Source organism: Nonomuraea sp. NPDC049725, assembly GCF_040674795.1.
Lineage (GTDB): Bacteria > Actinomycetota > Actinomycetes > Streptosporangiales > Streptosporangiaceae > Nonomuraea > Nonomuraea ceibae.
On sequence record NZ_JBFANJ010000023.1, the window covers coordinates 76563 to 90426 of the forward strand.

A 13864-nucleotide genomic window follows, 5' to 3' on the forward strand; every position below is an offset into this window, starting at 1 on the left:
GGCTCGTGGACAGTTCGGTGTACGTCTTCGTGGAGGACCTGCGAGGCGAAGGGGTCGAGCGGGTGCTCGACAGGATCAGCGCCTACGGCGTGGCGGGAGTCACCGTCGGCGCCGTCCACCACGCCTCCCGCGACGTCACCCCGCACGGGCTGTCCCGGCTGACCATCAGGCACGACGGGGCCCACCTGGTCCCGCCGGCCGACCTGTTCTCCGGCCTGCGGCTCACGCCGACGGCCGGGCACCAGGACGCGCTCGACGGCCTGCGCGCCGCCTGCACGGCGCGCGGGCTCAAGCTCCACGGCTGGACCGTCTTCCTGCGCAACGCCACCATCGGCGAGGCGCACCCGGACGTGAGCGTGCGCGACTGCTTCGGCGACCGGGGCGCGCTGGCCGACCTGTGCCCGGCCCACCCCGACGTGCGCGACTACGCGGTCGCCCTGGCCAGGGCCGTCGCCCGGCTCGGCGTCGACAGCGTGGTGGCCGAGTCGCTGCACTTCAGGCCGCACAAGCCGCAGCGCTCGTTCGTGCCGCTCGGGCCGATGGACGCCTACCTGTTCGGCCTGTGCTTCTGCGACTACTGCATGCGCCGCGCCACCGACCTCGGGGTGAACGCCGAGGTGGCGCGGGACGAGTGCGCCAGGATCGTCGGCAGCGTGCTCGACGGCGACCCGCCCGCGCAGGGCGAGGTGACCAGGGCCGCGCTCACCGCCTACGCCGGCCCCGAGGTCGTCGCCTACGCCCGCGCCCGCTCCGAGACCGTCACCACGCTCGTCTCCGAGGTGGCGTCCGCCGTCGCCGACGAGGGCTCCAAGCTGGTGTTCATCGACTCGACCGGCGCGGTGAAGGGCTACACCGACGGCCTGCCCACGCCCGGCCTGGCCGCCCACGACGCCTGGCAGTTCGGGGTCGACCTGGTGGCGCTCGGCGACCTGGTGCCCGCCTTCGGCGTGCTCGCCTACGCCCGCGACGCCGCCCGGGTGGCCGACGACGTGGGCGCCTACCTGCGTTCCGTGGGCAAGGACCGGGAGGTGCGGGCCGTGCTTCGGCCCGGGTTTCCCGACAGCGACTCCGCCGACCGGCTGGTGGCCAAGGCGCGGGGGGCCAAGGCGGCGGGCGCGGCGGCCGTCGACTTCTACGCCTACGGGCTGGTGCCGCACCCCGTGCTGGAGCGCATCCCGGCCGCGCTGGCCGAGGTCAAGGGCTGACCCCGTCGAGGACCAGCGACACCGTGCGCTCGGCGAACCCGGGCCCGAGCGGCTGCCCGCGGAACACCGCCCGCACCCACACCGCCCCGGCCAGCAGGTCCACGATCAGCATCGGGTCGGCCGAGGCCGCCAGCTCGCCGCGCCGCGCCGCGCGTTCGAAGACCTGGCGTTCGCGGGCGAACCGGTCGGCGAAGAAGCGCCGTACGTCCAGCTCCGGATGGTCGACGGCGGCGGCCAGCGCGGCCACGGCGACGTCGCGCGCCGGAGGCTCCGTCAGGAGCCGGCGCAGCCCCTCCACCAGCGCGACCAGGTCGCCGCGCAGGCTGCCCGTGTCGGGCGCCTCGAACGCCAGCAGATCGGCCTCCACCAGCGCGGCGCCGAGCAGCGCGGCCTTCGACGGCCACCAGCGGTAGATCGTCGTCTTGTTGACGCCCGACCGCTCGGCGACCCCTTCGACGGTCAGCCCCGCGTAGCCCTTCTCGGCCACCAGCCGCAACGTCGCATCGAAGATCTCCTGCTGCTTCCTCGGCGCCATGCGATCATTTTCTCCCGGTGAACGCCGTGGCCACGCCCAGCCCCAGGTAGACGACGCCGCTGAGACGGCGTAACGCCCTGGCCCGGCTCGTCAGGCGGTCGCTGAGCGCGCCGGCCGCGAACGCGTACACGATGTCCGACAGCGTGCCCAGCGCCAGCAGCGTCAGCCCGAGCACCACGATCTGCGCCGCCGGCGAGCCCGCCTCCGGCCGGACGAACTGGGGCAGGAAGGCCAGGAAGTAGAGCGTGACCTTGGGGTTCAGCAGGTTGACCACGACGCCTTCGAGGAACACCTTGCGCAGCGGCTGCCGCTCCGGGGTCCGCGCCGCCGCCCCGTCGCCGCCGGTGAAGGCGCGGATGCCCAGATAGACCAGGTACGCCACCCCCGCCCACTTGACGATCGCGAACAGCGTCGCCGAGCGTGCGATCACGTACGACAGCCCGGCGGCGGCCGCGGCGATGTGCACGAGCGTGGCCACCTCCACGCCGACCGCGCTCACCAGTGCCGCCGCACGGCCCTGGGAGAGCCCTCTGGCCATGATGTAGAGGTGATTGGGTCCCGGGATCAGCACCAGGGCCAGCGAGGCGCTCACGAAGAAGACGAACGTCGTCCAGGAGATCACCTGATGAGGGTAAAGGCGGCTTTGGTCCGGGCAGAAGGGCCAATGCACGGCCTGAAATACGGTCCATTGCGGTGCGTGGCATAGTAACTGCGTGAATGGAACTCTCGTCGGCCGCTCGATCGAGCTCGCCCGTCTTGTCCGGGTGCTCGACGCCGCCGCCGAGGGCACCGCCGGGGTCGCCCTCATCGGAGGCGACGCCGGGATCGGCAAGTCCCGCCTGGTCGGAGAGGTGGTCTCCGAGGCGCGCGAGCGCGGCTTCAACGTCCTCGTCGGCCAGTGCGCCGAGCTCGGCGACGCGCTGCCCTATCTGCCGCTGGCCGACGCGCTGCGAAGCGCCGACCCCGAGGTGCGCGAGGCCGCCGCCGCCCACCCCATGCTCAGCCAGCTCCTGCCCGGCACCGAGGGCACGCAGTCGGCCGCGCTGACCCAGCAGCGGCTGTTCGGCACGCTGCTCGGGCTGCTGTCGGAGCTGCAGCCGGTGCTGTTCGTGATCGAGGACCTGCACTGGGCCGACCGGTCCACGCGCGACCTGCTGGTGTTCCTGAGCCGGATGGTCCAGACCGAGCGCGTGTGCGTGGCCGGCACGTACCGCACCGACGACCTGCATCGGCGTCACCCGCTCCGGTCGGTGCTGGCCGAGCTCAAGCGGCTGCCCACGGTGACGAACGTGGAGCTGGGCCCGCTCGGCTCCGGCGACATGTCCGACTATGTCATGACGCTGGGCTCGCTGGACGCCCGCGAGCTCGGCATGGTCGTCTCCCGCGCCGACGGCAACCCCTTCTACGCCGAGGAGCTCGCCGGCGCCGTCGCCGAGGGCGAAACCCTGCCCGACAGCCTGGCCAGCCTGCTCATGTCCCGCGTCGAAGTGCTCTCGCCCGCCTCCCAGCAGGTGCTGCGCGCCGCCGCCGTGGCCGGCCGCCGCGTCGAGGACGAGCTGCTGCGCGAGGTCTCCGGCCTGCCCCTGCCCGACTTCGAGGAAGCCGTACGGGAGATCGTCTCGCGCGGCCTGCTGCGCGTCCACGGCCACGGCTACGCCTTCCGCCACGCCCTCCTCCAGGAAGCCGTCTACACCGACCTGCTCCCCGGCGAGCGCACCCGCCTGCACGCCGACTTCGCCCGCCTGCTCACCTCGCCCGCCGAGCTCGCCCACCACCACCTGGCCAGCCACAACCTGGCAGGCGCCGTCGCCGCCTCCGCCGAGGCAGGCCGCCTCGCCGAGCGCCTGGGCGCACCCGCCGAGGCCCACCGCCACTACGACCAGGTGCTCAGCCTGTGGGACCGCGTCAGTGACGCCGCCGAACTCGCCGGCGAGAGCCGCATCGCGCTCGCCTTCCGCAGCGCCGTCATGGCCGCCGACAGCGGCGACAACCACCGCGCCGTGCACGCCCTGCGCGCCCTGCCGCCCACCTCCGAGGTCAGCGAACGGCTCGCCTACTACCTGTTCGAGATGGACGACACCGAAGGCGCCATCGCCGCCGCCGAACACGCCGTCAACACCGCCTTCGACCAGACCGCCCTGGCCCGGGCCCTCGCCACGTACGCCCGCGCCCTGCTGTGGACCCCGCGCCACGCCGAGGTCGAGCAGCTGGCCCACCGCGCGCTGGAGACCGCCCGCGCCGCCGGGGCCAAGGACGCCGAGGCCGGCGCCCTGCTCACGCTCGCCACGTTCACCGAGGTCCGCCACGACGTCATCCGCGCCCACGAGCTGATCGAGCTCGCCTCCGCCGAGAGCACCGGCGACCTCGCCATGGACCTGCGCGCCCACTTCCACCACGCCCGCGTCCACTACGAGCAGGGCCTGCTCCGCCAGGCCGCCGAGGTCGCCGACGAAGGCATCCGGCTCGCCGACGAGACCGGCCTGCGCTGGAGCACCTACGGCACCGACCTGCGCTTCCTGCGCTTCCTCATCCACTACGTGGCCGGCGAATGGGACGAGGCCGAAGCCGTCGCCTCCGGGTTCGGCGCCCGCGTCGGCACCGTGCCCGAGGCCACGCTGTCGTCCTTCGCCCTGTTCATCGAGGTCGCCCGCGGCCTGCCCGCCGTGGAGAGCCGGCTGGCCTGGCTGCGCCCGTTCTGGGACGACGCGCTCGTCGTCTACATGTCACGCGGGCTCGCCGCCGAACACGCCCTGTGGACCGGCGACCCCGCCGCCGCCCTCGACCACGTCGCCGCCGCACTCGACTCCCTCCTGCCCGGCGAATCCGGCACCGTCCGCATCGCCGCCATCGGCCTGTGGGCGATGGCCTCGCTCGGCACCACCGAAGGCGCCGACGAACTCGCCGACCGCGCCCGCTTCGCCGTCGACTCCGGCCCGGTGGGCGAACGCGGTCCCATGGGCCCCGAAGGAAACGCGTGGGCGCTGCGCGTCGAGGCCGAATGGCACCGCGTCCACGGCCGCCTCGACGTCTCCCTGTGGCGCCAGGTCGTCGAAGCCTTCTCGTACGGGTTCGTCTACGAGGAGGCGCGGGCCCGCTGGCGGCTCGCCGAAGCCCTGCTGGCCGCCGGCGAACGCGACGAGGCCCAGGCCGAGTGGGAACGGGCGCGAGAGACGGCCCTGAAGCTCAAGGCGGCCCCCCTGGAGTCGGCCCTGGCCGAGTTCGGCAAACGAGCCCGCTTCGGCGCCGGCCAGTCCGGTGGACACGTGGACGGCGCCCTGACCGCCCGCGAACAGGAAGTGCTCCGGCTCGTCGCCGAAGGACTGACCAACCGGGAGATCGCCGAGCGGCTGTTCATCGCGCAGAAGACGGTCAGCGTGCACGTCTCGAACATCCTGGCCAAGCTCGGCGCCTCCACCCGCACCCAGGCCGCCGCCACCGCCCGCCGCCACGGCCTCCTCGGCTAGAACTTCGCCGCCAGCTCCCTGACCACCTGGATCAGCTCCGCCGGATCGAACGGCTTCGTCAGATAGGCGTCGACACCCAGGCCCCGGCCGCGCCGCTTGTCGTCATCCTGCGCCCTGGCCGTGATCAGCACCACCTTGATGTGGCTCGTCGCCTCCTCGGCACGCAACCGCTGAGCCGTCGTCCAGCCGTCGAGGCACGGCATCATCACGTCCAGCGTGATCACGTCCGGCATCACGTCCAGCACCTGATCCAGGCAGTCTTGCCCGTCGGTCGCCGTCGTCACCTCGAACCCCTCAAGGTTGAGATTGACCGCGATCAGCTGACGGATGACCTCGTCATCGTCCACGACCAGTACTTTGCCAAGAACCTCGCCCACGGCGGCAAAGCTACCCGTAGCAGGGCGCTCACGTGCGGTTTTCGCGGGATGTGTGCACGGACGGTTATCTGGTGCCGAGTGGTCGCGGGATGCTGGTAGCCTTATCACTCGTCGAGCCCCCTTAGCTCAGGGGATAGAGCACCGGCCTCCGGAGCCGGGTGCGCAGGTTCGAATCCTGCAGGGGGCACCGCTCGACAGCCAGGTCAGACATCGTCTGACCTGGCTTTTTGCTTATCGGCCGATCGTTCGGCCGTGCCCTCTCGCCGCGCTTCCGCTCGCACGATGCGGCGAGTCTCGCGAGTCATTCGCGAGTCGGGGACCACTGGCGATGCTCCCGTGCGCGATTCATGCGTTCGATCCACACCTCGTCCTGTCCGGTCACGCATCCGCGGCAGATCCGCTGCAGGACCTCCACGCCGTGCCCTGCCCACTCGGCCATCTGAGCCGCAGCAACGCCCATGGACAGCCGCCCGGCGATTCCCGGCGCGGACGGGTGGACTTCGGCACCGTCCGATCCGTCTTCGGGCCAGGGGGCCGGGTCGCCACGCCGGGTGCGGCCTCGATCGTGGCGAGGTCGTCGTGGTTGTAGACGACCTCGCGGCCAATCCGGCGGAGGGCGAATGCCTCGTAGCGGCGGGCCCTCGTAGCGGCGGGCCCGCCGGCGGCTTGGCGGGCGGGCGCTGGATGCACGAAGGACACGCCCTTCGTGCGGACGGTTCAGGAGGCGAGGAAATCGAAGTGGAAACCGACGAGGAATAACCCGAACGCGAGCCATCGGGCAGGGTGAGCCGGCCGAGCGCGGTCCAGCAGGAAGGCCAGACCTCGGCTTGCCGGCAGACACAAGCCATAGATGAAAATCACCCACGGCAGCATGAAGATTCCAACGGCTATCAGCGCCATCACGAGCACGGGCGCTATAAGCATTACCAAGTAGCCTTCGGATTTCAGCTCAGATTTGGATTTTCCTGTTGCGTCGGAGGAGCTGATATACCAGAAGGGCGCCGCAAATACTGCGATGAAGAAGATCGCGAGGAGGACGCCGATCGCGATCTTCCATCTGCCGTCGAGGGCGCCGACGGCCTCGTTGTAAGCCTTGGTAGCTGCTCGCGCAGGACCGAACGTGTCATCGAACAGGCCGATGACGGCGATGATTATCCAGGTGATCGCGGAAAGGACAGAGAGTATGGCTGCCGCCCGCTCGGCGCCTCGGGTGAACCGTGCTCGCCATGGAATTCTGGCCAGTTGCTTGCCGAACGCACGGAGCGCGTCGGGGCCGATCAGATCGAGGACGACTGTAAGCGCGGCGACAAACTGGAGCGCCTTCCCCCAGCGGGCCCAATAGAAGAGGGGCTGCCCCCAGAGGATGGCGCCAGTGAGTTGCTGGCCGTCCCGCCAGCGCATCCATAGATCACAGAGTTCCCCCACCTGTACAGCGTGATCGAGCGGTCGGGGTACGTCCAGCGAGATGCCGATGTTTGAGGCGTTCTATCCGACGCTGATGGCGGACCCGGAGTTTCCATGGATCAGAGACCCTGGCCACACGACAGGCATGGACGGGGTCAGCAGGACGGCCAGGACCCACTACTGCTTGGCCCTGGCTCGCGCAGTCGGGGCGTTCATGCTGCTCATGGCATCGTGCTCGCGTAGTGGTCGGCGATGTCGTCGCTGGTGGTCAGCCACACGCCGGGGTGCCCGGCGATGTAGGCCAGTGCCTGGTCGAGATACTTGGTGCGGAAAGCCTGCCCGATCACGAACGGGTGCAGGGCCAGCGCCATGACCCGCCCGCTCGTGGCCGAGTCGGCGTAGAGCTGGTCGAACTGGTCCTTCACCAGCTGCAGGAAGTCGGGCCCCGTCATGCCGTGCATCGTGAACAGGCCGAGGTCGTTGAGCTCCACCGTGTACGGCACGCTCAGCATGCCGGGCACGTTCAGCCGGAACGGCTGGTCGTCGCAGGTCCAGTCGAGCACGTAGCTCAGGCCGAGCTCGGCCAGCAGGGCCGGGGTGCGCAGGGTCTCGTTGAGCGCGGGGCCCATCCAGCCGTCGCCCAGGGTGCCCATCACCACCAGGAACCCGGCGGTCATGAAGCCGTAGATGTCGATGATCCACAGAAATTCGGCACTCGACGGCCGCAGGTCAGCGGTCAGGAACGGGGTGGCCAGCCACAGAACGCCCAGATCGGCGGTGAGCATCATGGTCGGCAGCAACAGGACCGCCAGCCCGAGCCACTGCCGGGGCCCGGCCTTGTGTTCAGTGCGAACGTTCATGCCGGGACCGTACGGATCAGGCCGGGCCCACCAGGAGGGCCGGGCGCGTCAGGTAGGGGACCTGACCCGCCGCAGCGCCGCGGGCCCGGAGCCGTACCAGCGATGGATCGCCCGGCGCAGCGCGCGCTGGTCGGCATAGCCGGTGCGGGCGGCGATCGAGGCCACCGTCATGGGGGTGTTCAGCAGCAGATGCTCCACCCGTGCTCGCCTGACCCGTTCGACCTCCTCGCGCCAGCTCGTCCCCTCCTCGCGCAGGCGGCGCTGCAAGGTGCGCGGCGCCATGCGCAGCCGGCGCGCGACGGCGGCCAGGTCCCCGTCGGGCAGGCTCAGCTCGACCTCGACCCGGAAGCGGTCCAGCCAGCCCAGCACCGGCCGGGCGCCGGCCAGCGTGGTGCGCGCGTGCTCGCGCAAGATCCTGGCCAGCGCCGGATCCGCCCGCGGCAGCCGCGCCCGCGCATCGGCGGCCGAGAAGGTGACCGAAGGCAGCGCGGCGCCGAACTCCAGCCGGTCGGTGCCGTACGCCTCGATCAGGTACGCGTGGCGGCGGGGCGGCGCGCAGGGCAGCGTCACCCGCACCGGGGTCAGCGGCCGTCCGGCGCCCGACCGCGCCGAAATCAGGATCAGCCCGGCCGCGAACTCGGAAATGATCGGGTACACCGGATGGCCGGCGAACACGCCACGGAACCCGACCGTCAGCCGGCCATCGGCCTCGACGGTGACGGCGAAGGACTCCGCCGGATCGGTGATCGCCGCCGCGTGCCGGTCGCCCTCGCCGAACGCGTCGACGAGCGTGTCGGCGGCGGCGAAAAGGTAGTCCCACACCCCGAGCAGGCCGGGCCGCCACAGCTTCCACGGCAGCGTGCCGCCGCCTCGCTCGCGCAGCGCCGTCTCCCACTCCTGCCAGATGCGCACCAGCGAGGCGGACGGCAGCCGGATGCCGTCGTCGCCGACCACGTCCAGCCCGGGAACACGCGACAGCCCGCTCCGATCGAGCCCGGCCGCCTCACCTGCCAGCAGGACCAGTCTCGTGATGTACGGCGGGCAGGTGTGCTCCATCCCCGTCATGCCTACCCCCGGTGATCCCTGTGACCGGCCCTTCGGACCGTGACGCTAGCGATCAAGCTTCGCGCAGGGCAATGACGGTCATCACAGTGGATCCCGGTCAGACGCACCAGACCGGGGTCTTTGCGCTTGAAACGGGACGTTCGCGGTGCCGGCCCGTTCCGGACGGCGGCTAGGTCGGCACGACGCTGAAGCCTTCGGCGTGACTGCCCCGGGGAGCGTCAGAGGGCTCGACGGCGCCCACATCAGGTGGTGTCGACGCCGCCCGTAGCTGGAAGCCTGGTGGCCGAGCTACGACGCGATCACCATGTTCTACGGCCTGTGCCGGCCAGGTTCGGCGGGAGGGGTGGCCAGGGGCCGGGCGGGGTCAGCGGGGGCGGTTGTGGGCGGCTTCGGCGAGGTCGGTCCACTGGTCGGCAAAGGCGTGGGGGACGACGACCCAGTCCTTGACCACCTTGCCCTGCCCGGTCGGGTCGAAGAGGGAAGCGCCGTCCAGTTGCAGCGCGGCCGCGTGCTCGGGGGTGTCGCGGACGAGGCGGAAGACCATGGCGCCGTCTCGCTGCAGGCTGGCGAACACCTTGCCGGCCTGGTCCTTGAGCGCCGGTCTGCCCATCATGCTGGAGACCAGCACGCCCAGGTCGGCCAGTTCGGCGCCGACCTGCTTGAAGTCCTCTTCTGCGCTCACCGGTGCCCCCAAGACTCGTCAGGCAGAACGGCGATCAGGCTAGCCGTCCCGGGAGGTGCTGATCAAACGGCGCCGGAGCCAGGCGCGCAACCATCGAACCGGGCTCCGCCAGATCGGGCTCCGCCAAATACGGCTCCGCCAAATACGGCTCCGCCAGATCCGGCTTCGCCCGAGGCCGCCCCGGTGTGGCCGGGTGGAGCGTACGGCGGGGCGGTGTCCGGGGTGTTCGGCGCGGTAGGCGGCGACGGCGTCGGCCACCCGGTGGAAGAAGCGGACGCGCTCGTCCAGCCCCGTTTCGCGCATGAGGGTCCGTACGGGCACGCGGGTGCGGGCGAAGGACAGCCGCACCCCGGCGCGGTCGCAGTCGTCGGCGACGCGGTGCAGGGCTTCGACGCCGGTGGTGTCCAGGTCGTAGACGGCTTCGGCGTCGATGACGATCTCGCGGAGCGGGGGTTCGGCGTCGGCGATGAGGCGGCGCAGGTCGGCGCGGAGGACGTCGGCGTTGGCGAAGAACAGCGGCGCGTCGAAGCGGTAGACGACGAGGCCGGGCAGCGTCTCGGCGTCGCGGTAGTTGACGACGTCGCGGTAGGCGCGCTCGTCGCCGGTGCGGCCGAGCACGGCGGTGTAGGGCATGACGGCGCGGCGCAGCACTTCCAGGAGGGAGACGGCGACGCCGACGACGATGCCTTCGAGCACGCCGAAGACGAGGACGCCGGCGGCGGTGACGGCGGCGAGGACGAAGTCGGTGCGGCGGAGGCGCCAGAGCCTGCGGAAGGCGGGCAGGTCGATGAGCCGGGCGGCGGTGAGGATGATGACGGCGCCGAGGGCGGCCTGGGGGAGGTCGCGGATGAGCGGCATGAGGGCCAGCAGGGTGATGATGACGGCGAGGGCGGCGCCGAGGCCGGCGAGGCGGGTGCGGGCGCCGGAGCCGGACAGCAGGGCGCTGCGGGAGTCGCTGCCGTTGGCGGGGAAGCCGCCGAGCAGGGCCGATCCGGCGTTGGCGGCGGCCAGGCCGAGGAACTCCTGCTGCGGATCGGCGTCCTCGCCTTCCTTGGCGGCCAGGGAGCGGGCGGTCAGGACGCTGCTCGCGTACACGAGCAGGGCGAGGCTGAGCGCGGGCCCGATCAGGCGCATGGTGTCGGCGAGGCCGGTCCAGGGCAGGCGCGGCACGGGCAGGCCGCCGGTGGCGGGGCCGAGGACGGCGAGCCGGTCGTCGAGCCCGGCGAGGGCGACGACGGCGGTGGCGGCGACGAGGGCGATGAGCGGTCCGGGCAGGCGCCGGGCGTAGCGGCCGATGAGCAGGACGGCGGCGGCGGTGAGGAGGGCGCAGCCGAGCGCCCACGGGTTCAGGTCGCCGAGGTTGCGCAGGACGGCGCCGATCTTGGTCAGGTGGTGGCCCCGGGGTTCGATGCCGGTGACCTTGCGGAGCTGGCTGACGATGATGACGACGCCGGAGCCGGCGAGGTAGCCGGTCAGGACGGGCGTGGACAGCAGGCGCATCAGCACGCCGGCGCGGATCGCGTACCCGATCGTGAGGAAGGCGGCGATCAGCAGGGCGAGCTGGGCGGACACGAGGACGGGGTCGCCGCCGGGCACGGTGGCGAGCGCGCCGGCGACGACGATGGCGACGGACGACTCGGGGCCGACGTTCAGGAAGCGGGCGCCGCCGAAGAGCGCGTAGCCGATCATCGCGCCGAGGGCGGTGTAGAGGCCGGCGGCGGCGGGCAGGCCGGCGAGCTGGGCGTAGGCGAACGCCTGCGGCACGAGCACCGCCCACAGCGACAGGGCAGCGAGCAGGTCCGGGCGCAGCCAGGCCCGCCGGTAGCCGCGCAGGGCGGCCCAGCCGGGCATGACGGACAGGTTCACCCGGTTCCTCCCCCTGGTCGGGCTCCTCTGGTTCCTTGCCAACGGCGGGGCAAGGGAAAGCCTGGGAGAGCATCATTCCTGCTCAAAAGGGGTACGCCAGGCCGCATGGGTGGGGTGCTGGGGGAGTTGCTGCCACTCGCGCTGGCCGTGGCGATCAGCCCGGTGCCGATCATGGCGGTGATCCTGATGTTGCTGGCGCCGCGGGCGGGCGGCACGAGCGCGGGGTTCCTGGCGGGCTGGGTGGCCGGGATCGCGGTGGCGACGGGGGTGTTCGTCGTGCTGGCGCGCACGGTGGGGCTGTCGGCGGGCTCGGGGGAGCCGTCGGCGGCGGTCTCGTGGATCAAGCTGGTGCTCGGCGTGCTCATGCTGGGACTGGCCGGCAAGCAGTGGCGCTCGCGCGGGCGGCCCGGCCTGCCGGGCTGGATGAAGGCCGTCGACAGGCTCACGCCGGTGAAGGCGGCCGGGCTGGCCGCCGCGCTGGCGGCGGTCAACCCGAAGAACCTGATGATGTGCGTGGCCGCCGGCGTCACCATCGCGCAGGGTGCGGTCCACGAGCTCGCGCTGCTCGTCGTGTTCACGCTGCTGGCCGCGTGCAGCGTGGCGGTCCCGGTCGTCGTGTACGCGGTCGCGGCCGAGCGGATGCGGGCGCCGCTGGACCGGCTCAAGAGCTGGCTGGAGCGGGACAACGCGACGGTGATGTTCGTGCTGCTGCTGGTGATCGGCGTGGTGCTGATCGGCAAGGGCCTGGGCGGGCTGCTGCCGTGACGTGGTTCGCCGCGGGCATCAGCAGGCCGCTGGACTGGCCGAAGGAGATCACCGCCGGGGTCACGCTGGCGGCGCTGGCCATCCCGCTCAACATCGGCTACGCGCAGATCGCGGGACTGCCGCCGGTCGTCGGCCTGTACGCGGCGATCGTGCCGATGCTGGTGTTCGCGCTGTTCTGCTCCTCGCGGCAGCTCGTGGCCAGCCCGGACGCGCCGATCGCGGCGCTCATCGCGTCGCTGCTGACGGCGATGGCGGTCCGGCCGGGCAGCGCGCAGTACGTCGAGCTGGCCTACGCCCAGGCCCTCGTGTGCGCCGGGGTGTTCCTGCTGTTCTTCGTGTTCAGGCTCGGGTTCCTGGCCGACTTCCTGTCCGAGCCGGTGCTGGTCGGGTTCATCGCCGGGCTGGCCGTGGAGATCCTCACCAGCCAGGTCGAGAAGATTCTCGGCGTCCACACCACGGCCGACCGCTTCTTCCCGGAGCTGTGGGAGATCATCACGAGGATTCCGCAGGCCGAGAAGTGGAGCGTGGTCATCGGCCTGGCGACGGTGGCGGTGATCGTCGCGCTGCGCAGGTTCGTGCCGGCGCTGCCCGGGCCGCTGGTCGCGCTGGTGGCCGCGACGGCGGTGGTGGCCTGGGCCGGGCTGGACAAGCGCGGCGTGTCGGTGCTCGGCGACGTGCCGTCCGGGCTGCCGCTGCCGCACTGGCCGTCGATCACGCTCGGGCAGTGGGCGGGGCTCGTCCCCGGCGCCATCGCGATCGCCGCCGTCACCCTGGCCGACGGCCTGCTCACCGCCCGCCGCTACGCCGAGCAGCGCGGCTACCGGATCGACGCCAACCAGGAGCTGCGCGCGTTCGGCCTGGCCAACGTCGCCGCCGGGCTCACCCAGTCGATGACGGTCGGCTCCAGCGCCTCGCGCACCGCCGCCATGGACGCCACCGGCTCCCGTTCCCAGGTGCCCAGCGTGGTGTGCGCGCTCGTGGTGGCCGTCCTGGTCGCGTTCTTCTCCGGGGTGCTCGCGTACCTGCCCAACGCCGCCCTGGCGGGCATCGTGGCCGTCGCCGTCGTCCGGCTCATCGACGTGCGCAAGCTGGCCGAGCTGTGGCGGCTGCGCCGCTCGGAGTTCTGGATCGCCGTCGTCTGCCTGCTCGGCGTCCCGGTGCTCGGCTCGCTCACCGCCGTCGTCATCGCGTTCCTGCTGTCGGCCGTGGACGTCGTACGGCGGGCCGCCCGCCCCAGCACGGCCGTCCTGCGTCCCGGCGAGCAGGGCCGGTACGTGCGCGAGGAGGACCACCGGGACGGGGACGGCGAGGCCGGGCCGCTGACCGTCTACCGGTTCGAGAGCCAGCTCTTCTTCGCCAACGCCGCCACCTTCAAGGCCGACGTCGAACGCCTCGCCGAGCGGGGCGCCCGGTGGATCGTGCTGGACGCCGAGGCCATCCCCGACGTCGACACCACCGGCGCGCAGGCCCTGCGGGACACCGTCGCCCTGCTGGGCGAGCGCGGCGTCACCTTCGCCGTCTCCCGCGCCACCGCCGGGCTGCGCCGCCTGCTCACCCACTACGGCCTGACCGAGCTGACCTACTACGACTCCAACGAGGCCGCGGCCGACGCCTTCCGGGAGAGCTCAGCCCCATGAGGCC

The 13864-nt window shown here is 72.0% G+C and carries 12 protein-coding genes and 1 tRNA gene; 5 read left to right on the top strand and 8 right to left on the bottom strand.

Annotated features, from left to right (window positions below; all coding sequences use genetic code 11):
* Positions 1 to 5 precede the first annotated feature (5 nt).
* Positions 6 to 1205 carry a hypothetical protein gene (locus AB0J53_RS40130; RefSeq protein WP_357583919.1) on the top strand — a complete coding sequence of 400 codons (1200 nt, stop codon included), beginning with the start codon at positions 6 to 8 and terminating at the stop codon, positions 1203 to 1205.
* On the opposite strand, the gene AB0J53_RS40135 is transcribed toward AB0J53_RS40130, so the two are convergent.
* Together AB0J53_RS40135 and AB0J53_RS40140 are read right to left on the bottom strand one after the other, a co-directional pair.
* Positions 1195 to 1740 (bottom strand): TetR/AcrR family transcriptional regulator, encoded by a 546-nt coding sequence (locus AB0J53_RS40135; protein WP_219508360.1) that lies wholly within the window; start codon positions 1738 to 1740, stop codon positions 1195 to 1197. The two genes, AB0J53_RS40130 and AB0J53_RS40135, sit on opposite strands and share 11 nt — an antisense overlap.
* 4 nt (positions 1741 to 1744) lie before the next feature.
* Positions 1745 to 2362 carry a LysE family translocator gene (locus tag AB0J53_RS40140; protein WP_219508361.1) on the bottom strand — a complete coding sequence of 206 codons (618 nt, stop codon included), beginning with the start codon at positions 2360 to 2362 and terminating at the stop codon, positions 1745 to 1747.
* Positions 2363 to 2453: 91 nt separating this feature from the next.
* Between AB0J53_RS40140 and AB0J53_RS40145 the strand changes: the two genes are divergently transcribed.
* Positions 2454 to 5204 carry an AAA family ATPase gene (locus tag AB0J53_RS40145; RefSeq protein ID WP_364182294.1) on the top strand — a complete coding sequence of 917 codons (2751 nt, stop codon included), beginning with the start codon at positions 2454 to 2456 and terminating at the stop codon, positions 5202 to 5204.
* Here AB0J53_RS40145 and AB0J53_RS40150 read toward each other — a convergent pair.
* Positions 5201 to 5581 (bottom strand): response regulator, encoded by a 381-nt coding sequence (locus AB0J53_RS40150; RefSeq protein WP_364182297.1) that lies wholly within the window; start codon positions 5579 to 5581, stop codon positions 5201 to 5203. The genes AB0J53_RS40145 and AB0J53_RS40150 overlap by 4 nt on opposite strands.
* A gap of 115 nt (positions 5582 to 5696) precedes the next feature.
* On the opposite strand from AB0J53_RS40150, the gene AB0J53_RS40155 reads away from it, so the two are divergent.
* A tRNA-Arg gene (locus AB0J53_RS40155) sits at positions 5697 to 5768 on the top strand.
* 530 nt (positions 5769 to 6298) lie between these two features.
* On the opposite strand, the gene AB0J53_RS40160 is transcribed toward AB0J53_RS40155, so the two are convergent.
* The 5 genes from AB0J53_RS40160 to AB0J53_RS40180 all read right to left on the bottom strand — a co-directional run bounded on the left by AB0J53_RS40160 (position 6299) and on the right by AB0J53_RS40180 (position 11458).
* On the bottom strand, positions 6299 to 6982 hold the full coding sequence (locus AB0J53_RS40160; RefSeq protein WP_364182299.1) for a hypothetical protein: 684 nt from the start codon (positions 6980 to 6982) through the stop codon (positions 6299 to 6301).
* A gap of 224 nt (positions 6983 to 7206) precedes the next feature.
* The gene (locus AB0J53_RS40165; protein ID WP_364182302.1) at positions 7207 to 7845 is read right to left on the bottom strand and encodes a hypothetical protein; all 639 of its coding nucleotides are present in this window, start codon (positions 7843 to 7845) and stop codon (positions 7207 to 7209) included.
* A gap of 48 nt (positions 7846 to 7893) precedes the next feature.
* A complete protein-coding gene (locus AB0J53_RS40170; RefSeq protein ID WP_364182305.1) occupies positions 7894 to 8910 on the bottom strand; it encodes a helix-turn-helix domain-containing protein in 1017 nt (338 codons plus the stop codon).
* A 364-nt stretch (positions 8911 to 9274) separates the two neighbouring features.
* Positions 9275 to 9592, bottom strand: coding sequence for a hypothetical protein (locus tag AB0J53_RS40175; protein ID WP_219508369.1), 318 nt, complete (start codon positions 9590 to 9592; stop codon positions 9275 to 9277).
* A gap of 39 nt (positions 9593 to 9631) precedes the next feature.
* Positions 9632 to 11458: a SulP family inorganic anion transporter gene (locus AB0J53_RS40180; protein ID WP_364182308.1), complete on the bottom strand. Its 1827-nt coding sequence runs from the start codon at positions 11456 to 11458 to the stop codon at positions 9632 to 9634.
* A gap of 105 nt (positions 11459 to 11563) precedes the next feature.
* Here AB0J53_RS40180 and AB0J53_RS40185 point away from each other — a divergent pair, with 105 nt between their 5' ends.
* Positions 11564 to 12223, top strand: coding sequence for a GAP family protein (locus AB0J53_RS40185; RefSeq protein ID WP_364182311.1), 660 nt, complete (start codon positions 11564 to 11566; stop codon positions 12221 to 12223).
* Complete coding sequence (locus AB0J53_RS40190; RefSeq protein ID WP_364182314.1) at positions 12220 to 13860, top strand: SulP family inorganic anion transporter; 1641 nt, start codon at positions 12220 to 12222, stop codon at positions 13858 to 13860. The genes AB0J53_RS40185 and AB0J53_RS40190 overlap by 4 nt, the downstream gene beginning before the upstream one ends.
* Positions 13861 to 13864: the final 4 nt, after the last annotated feature.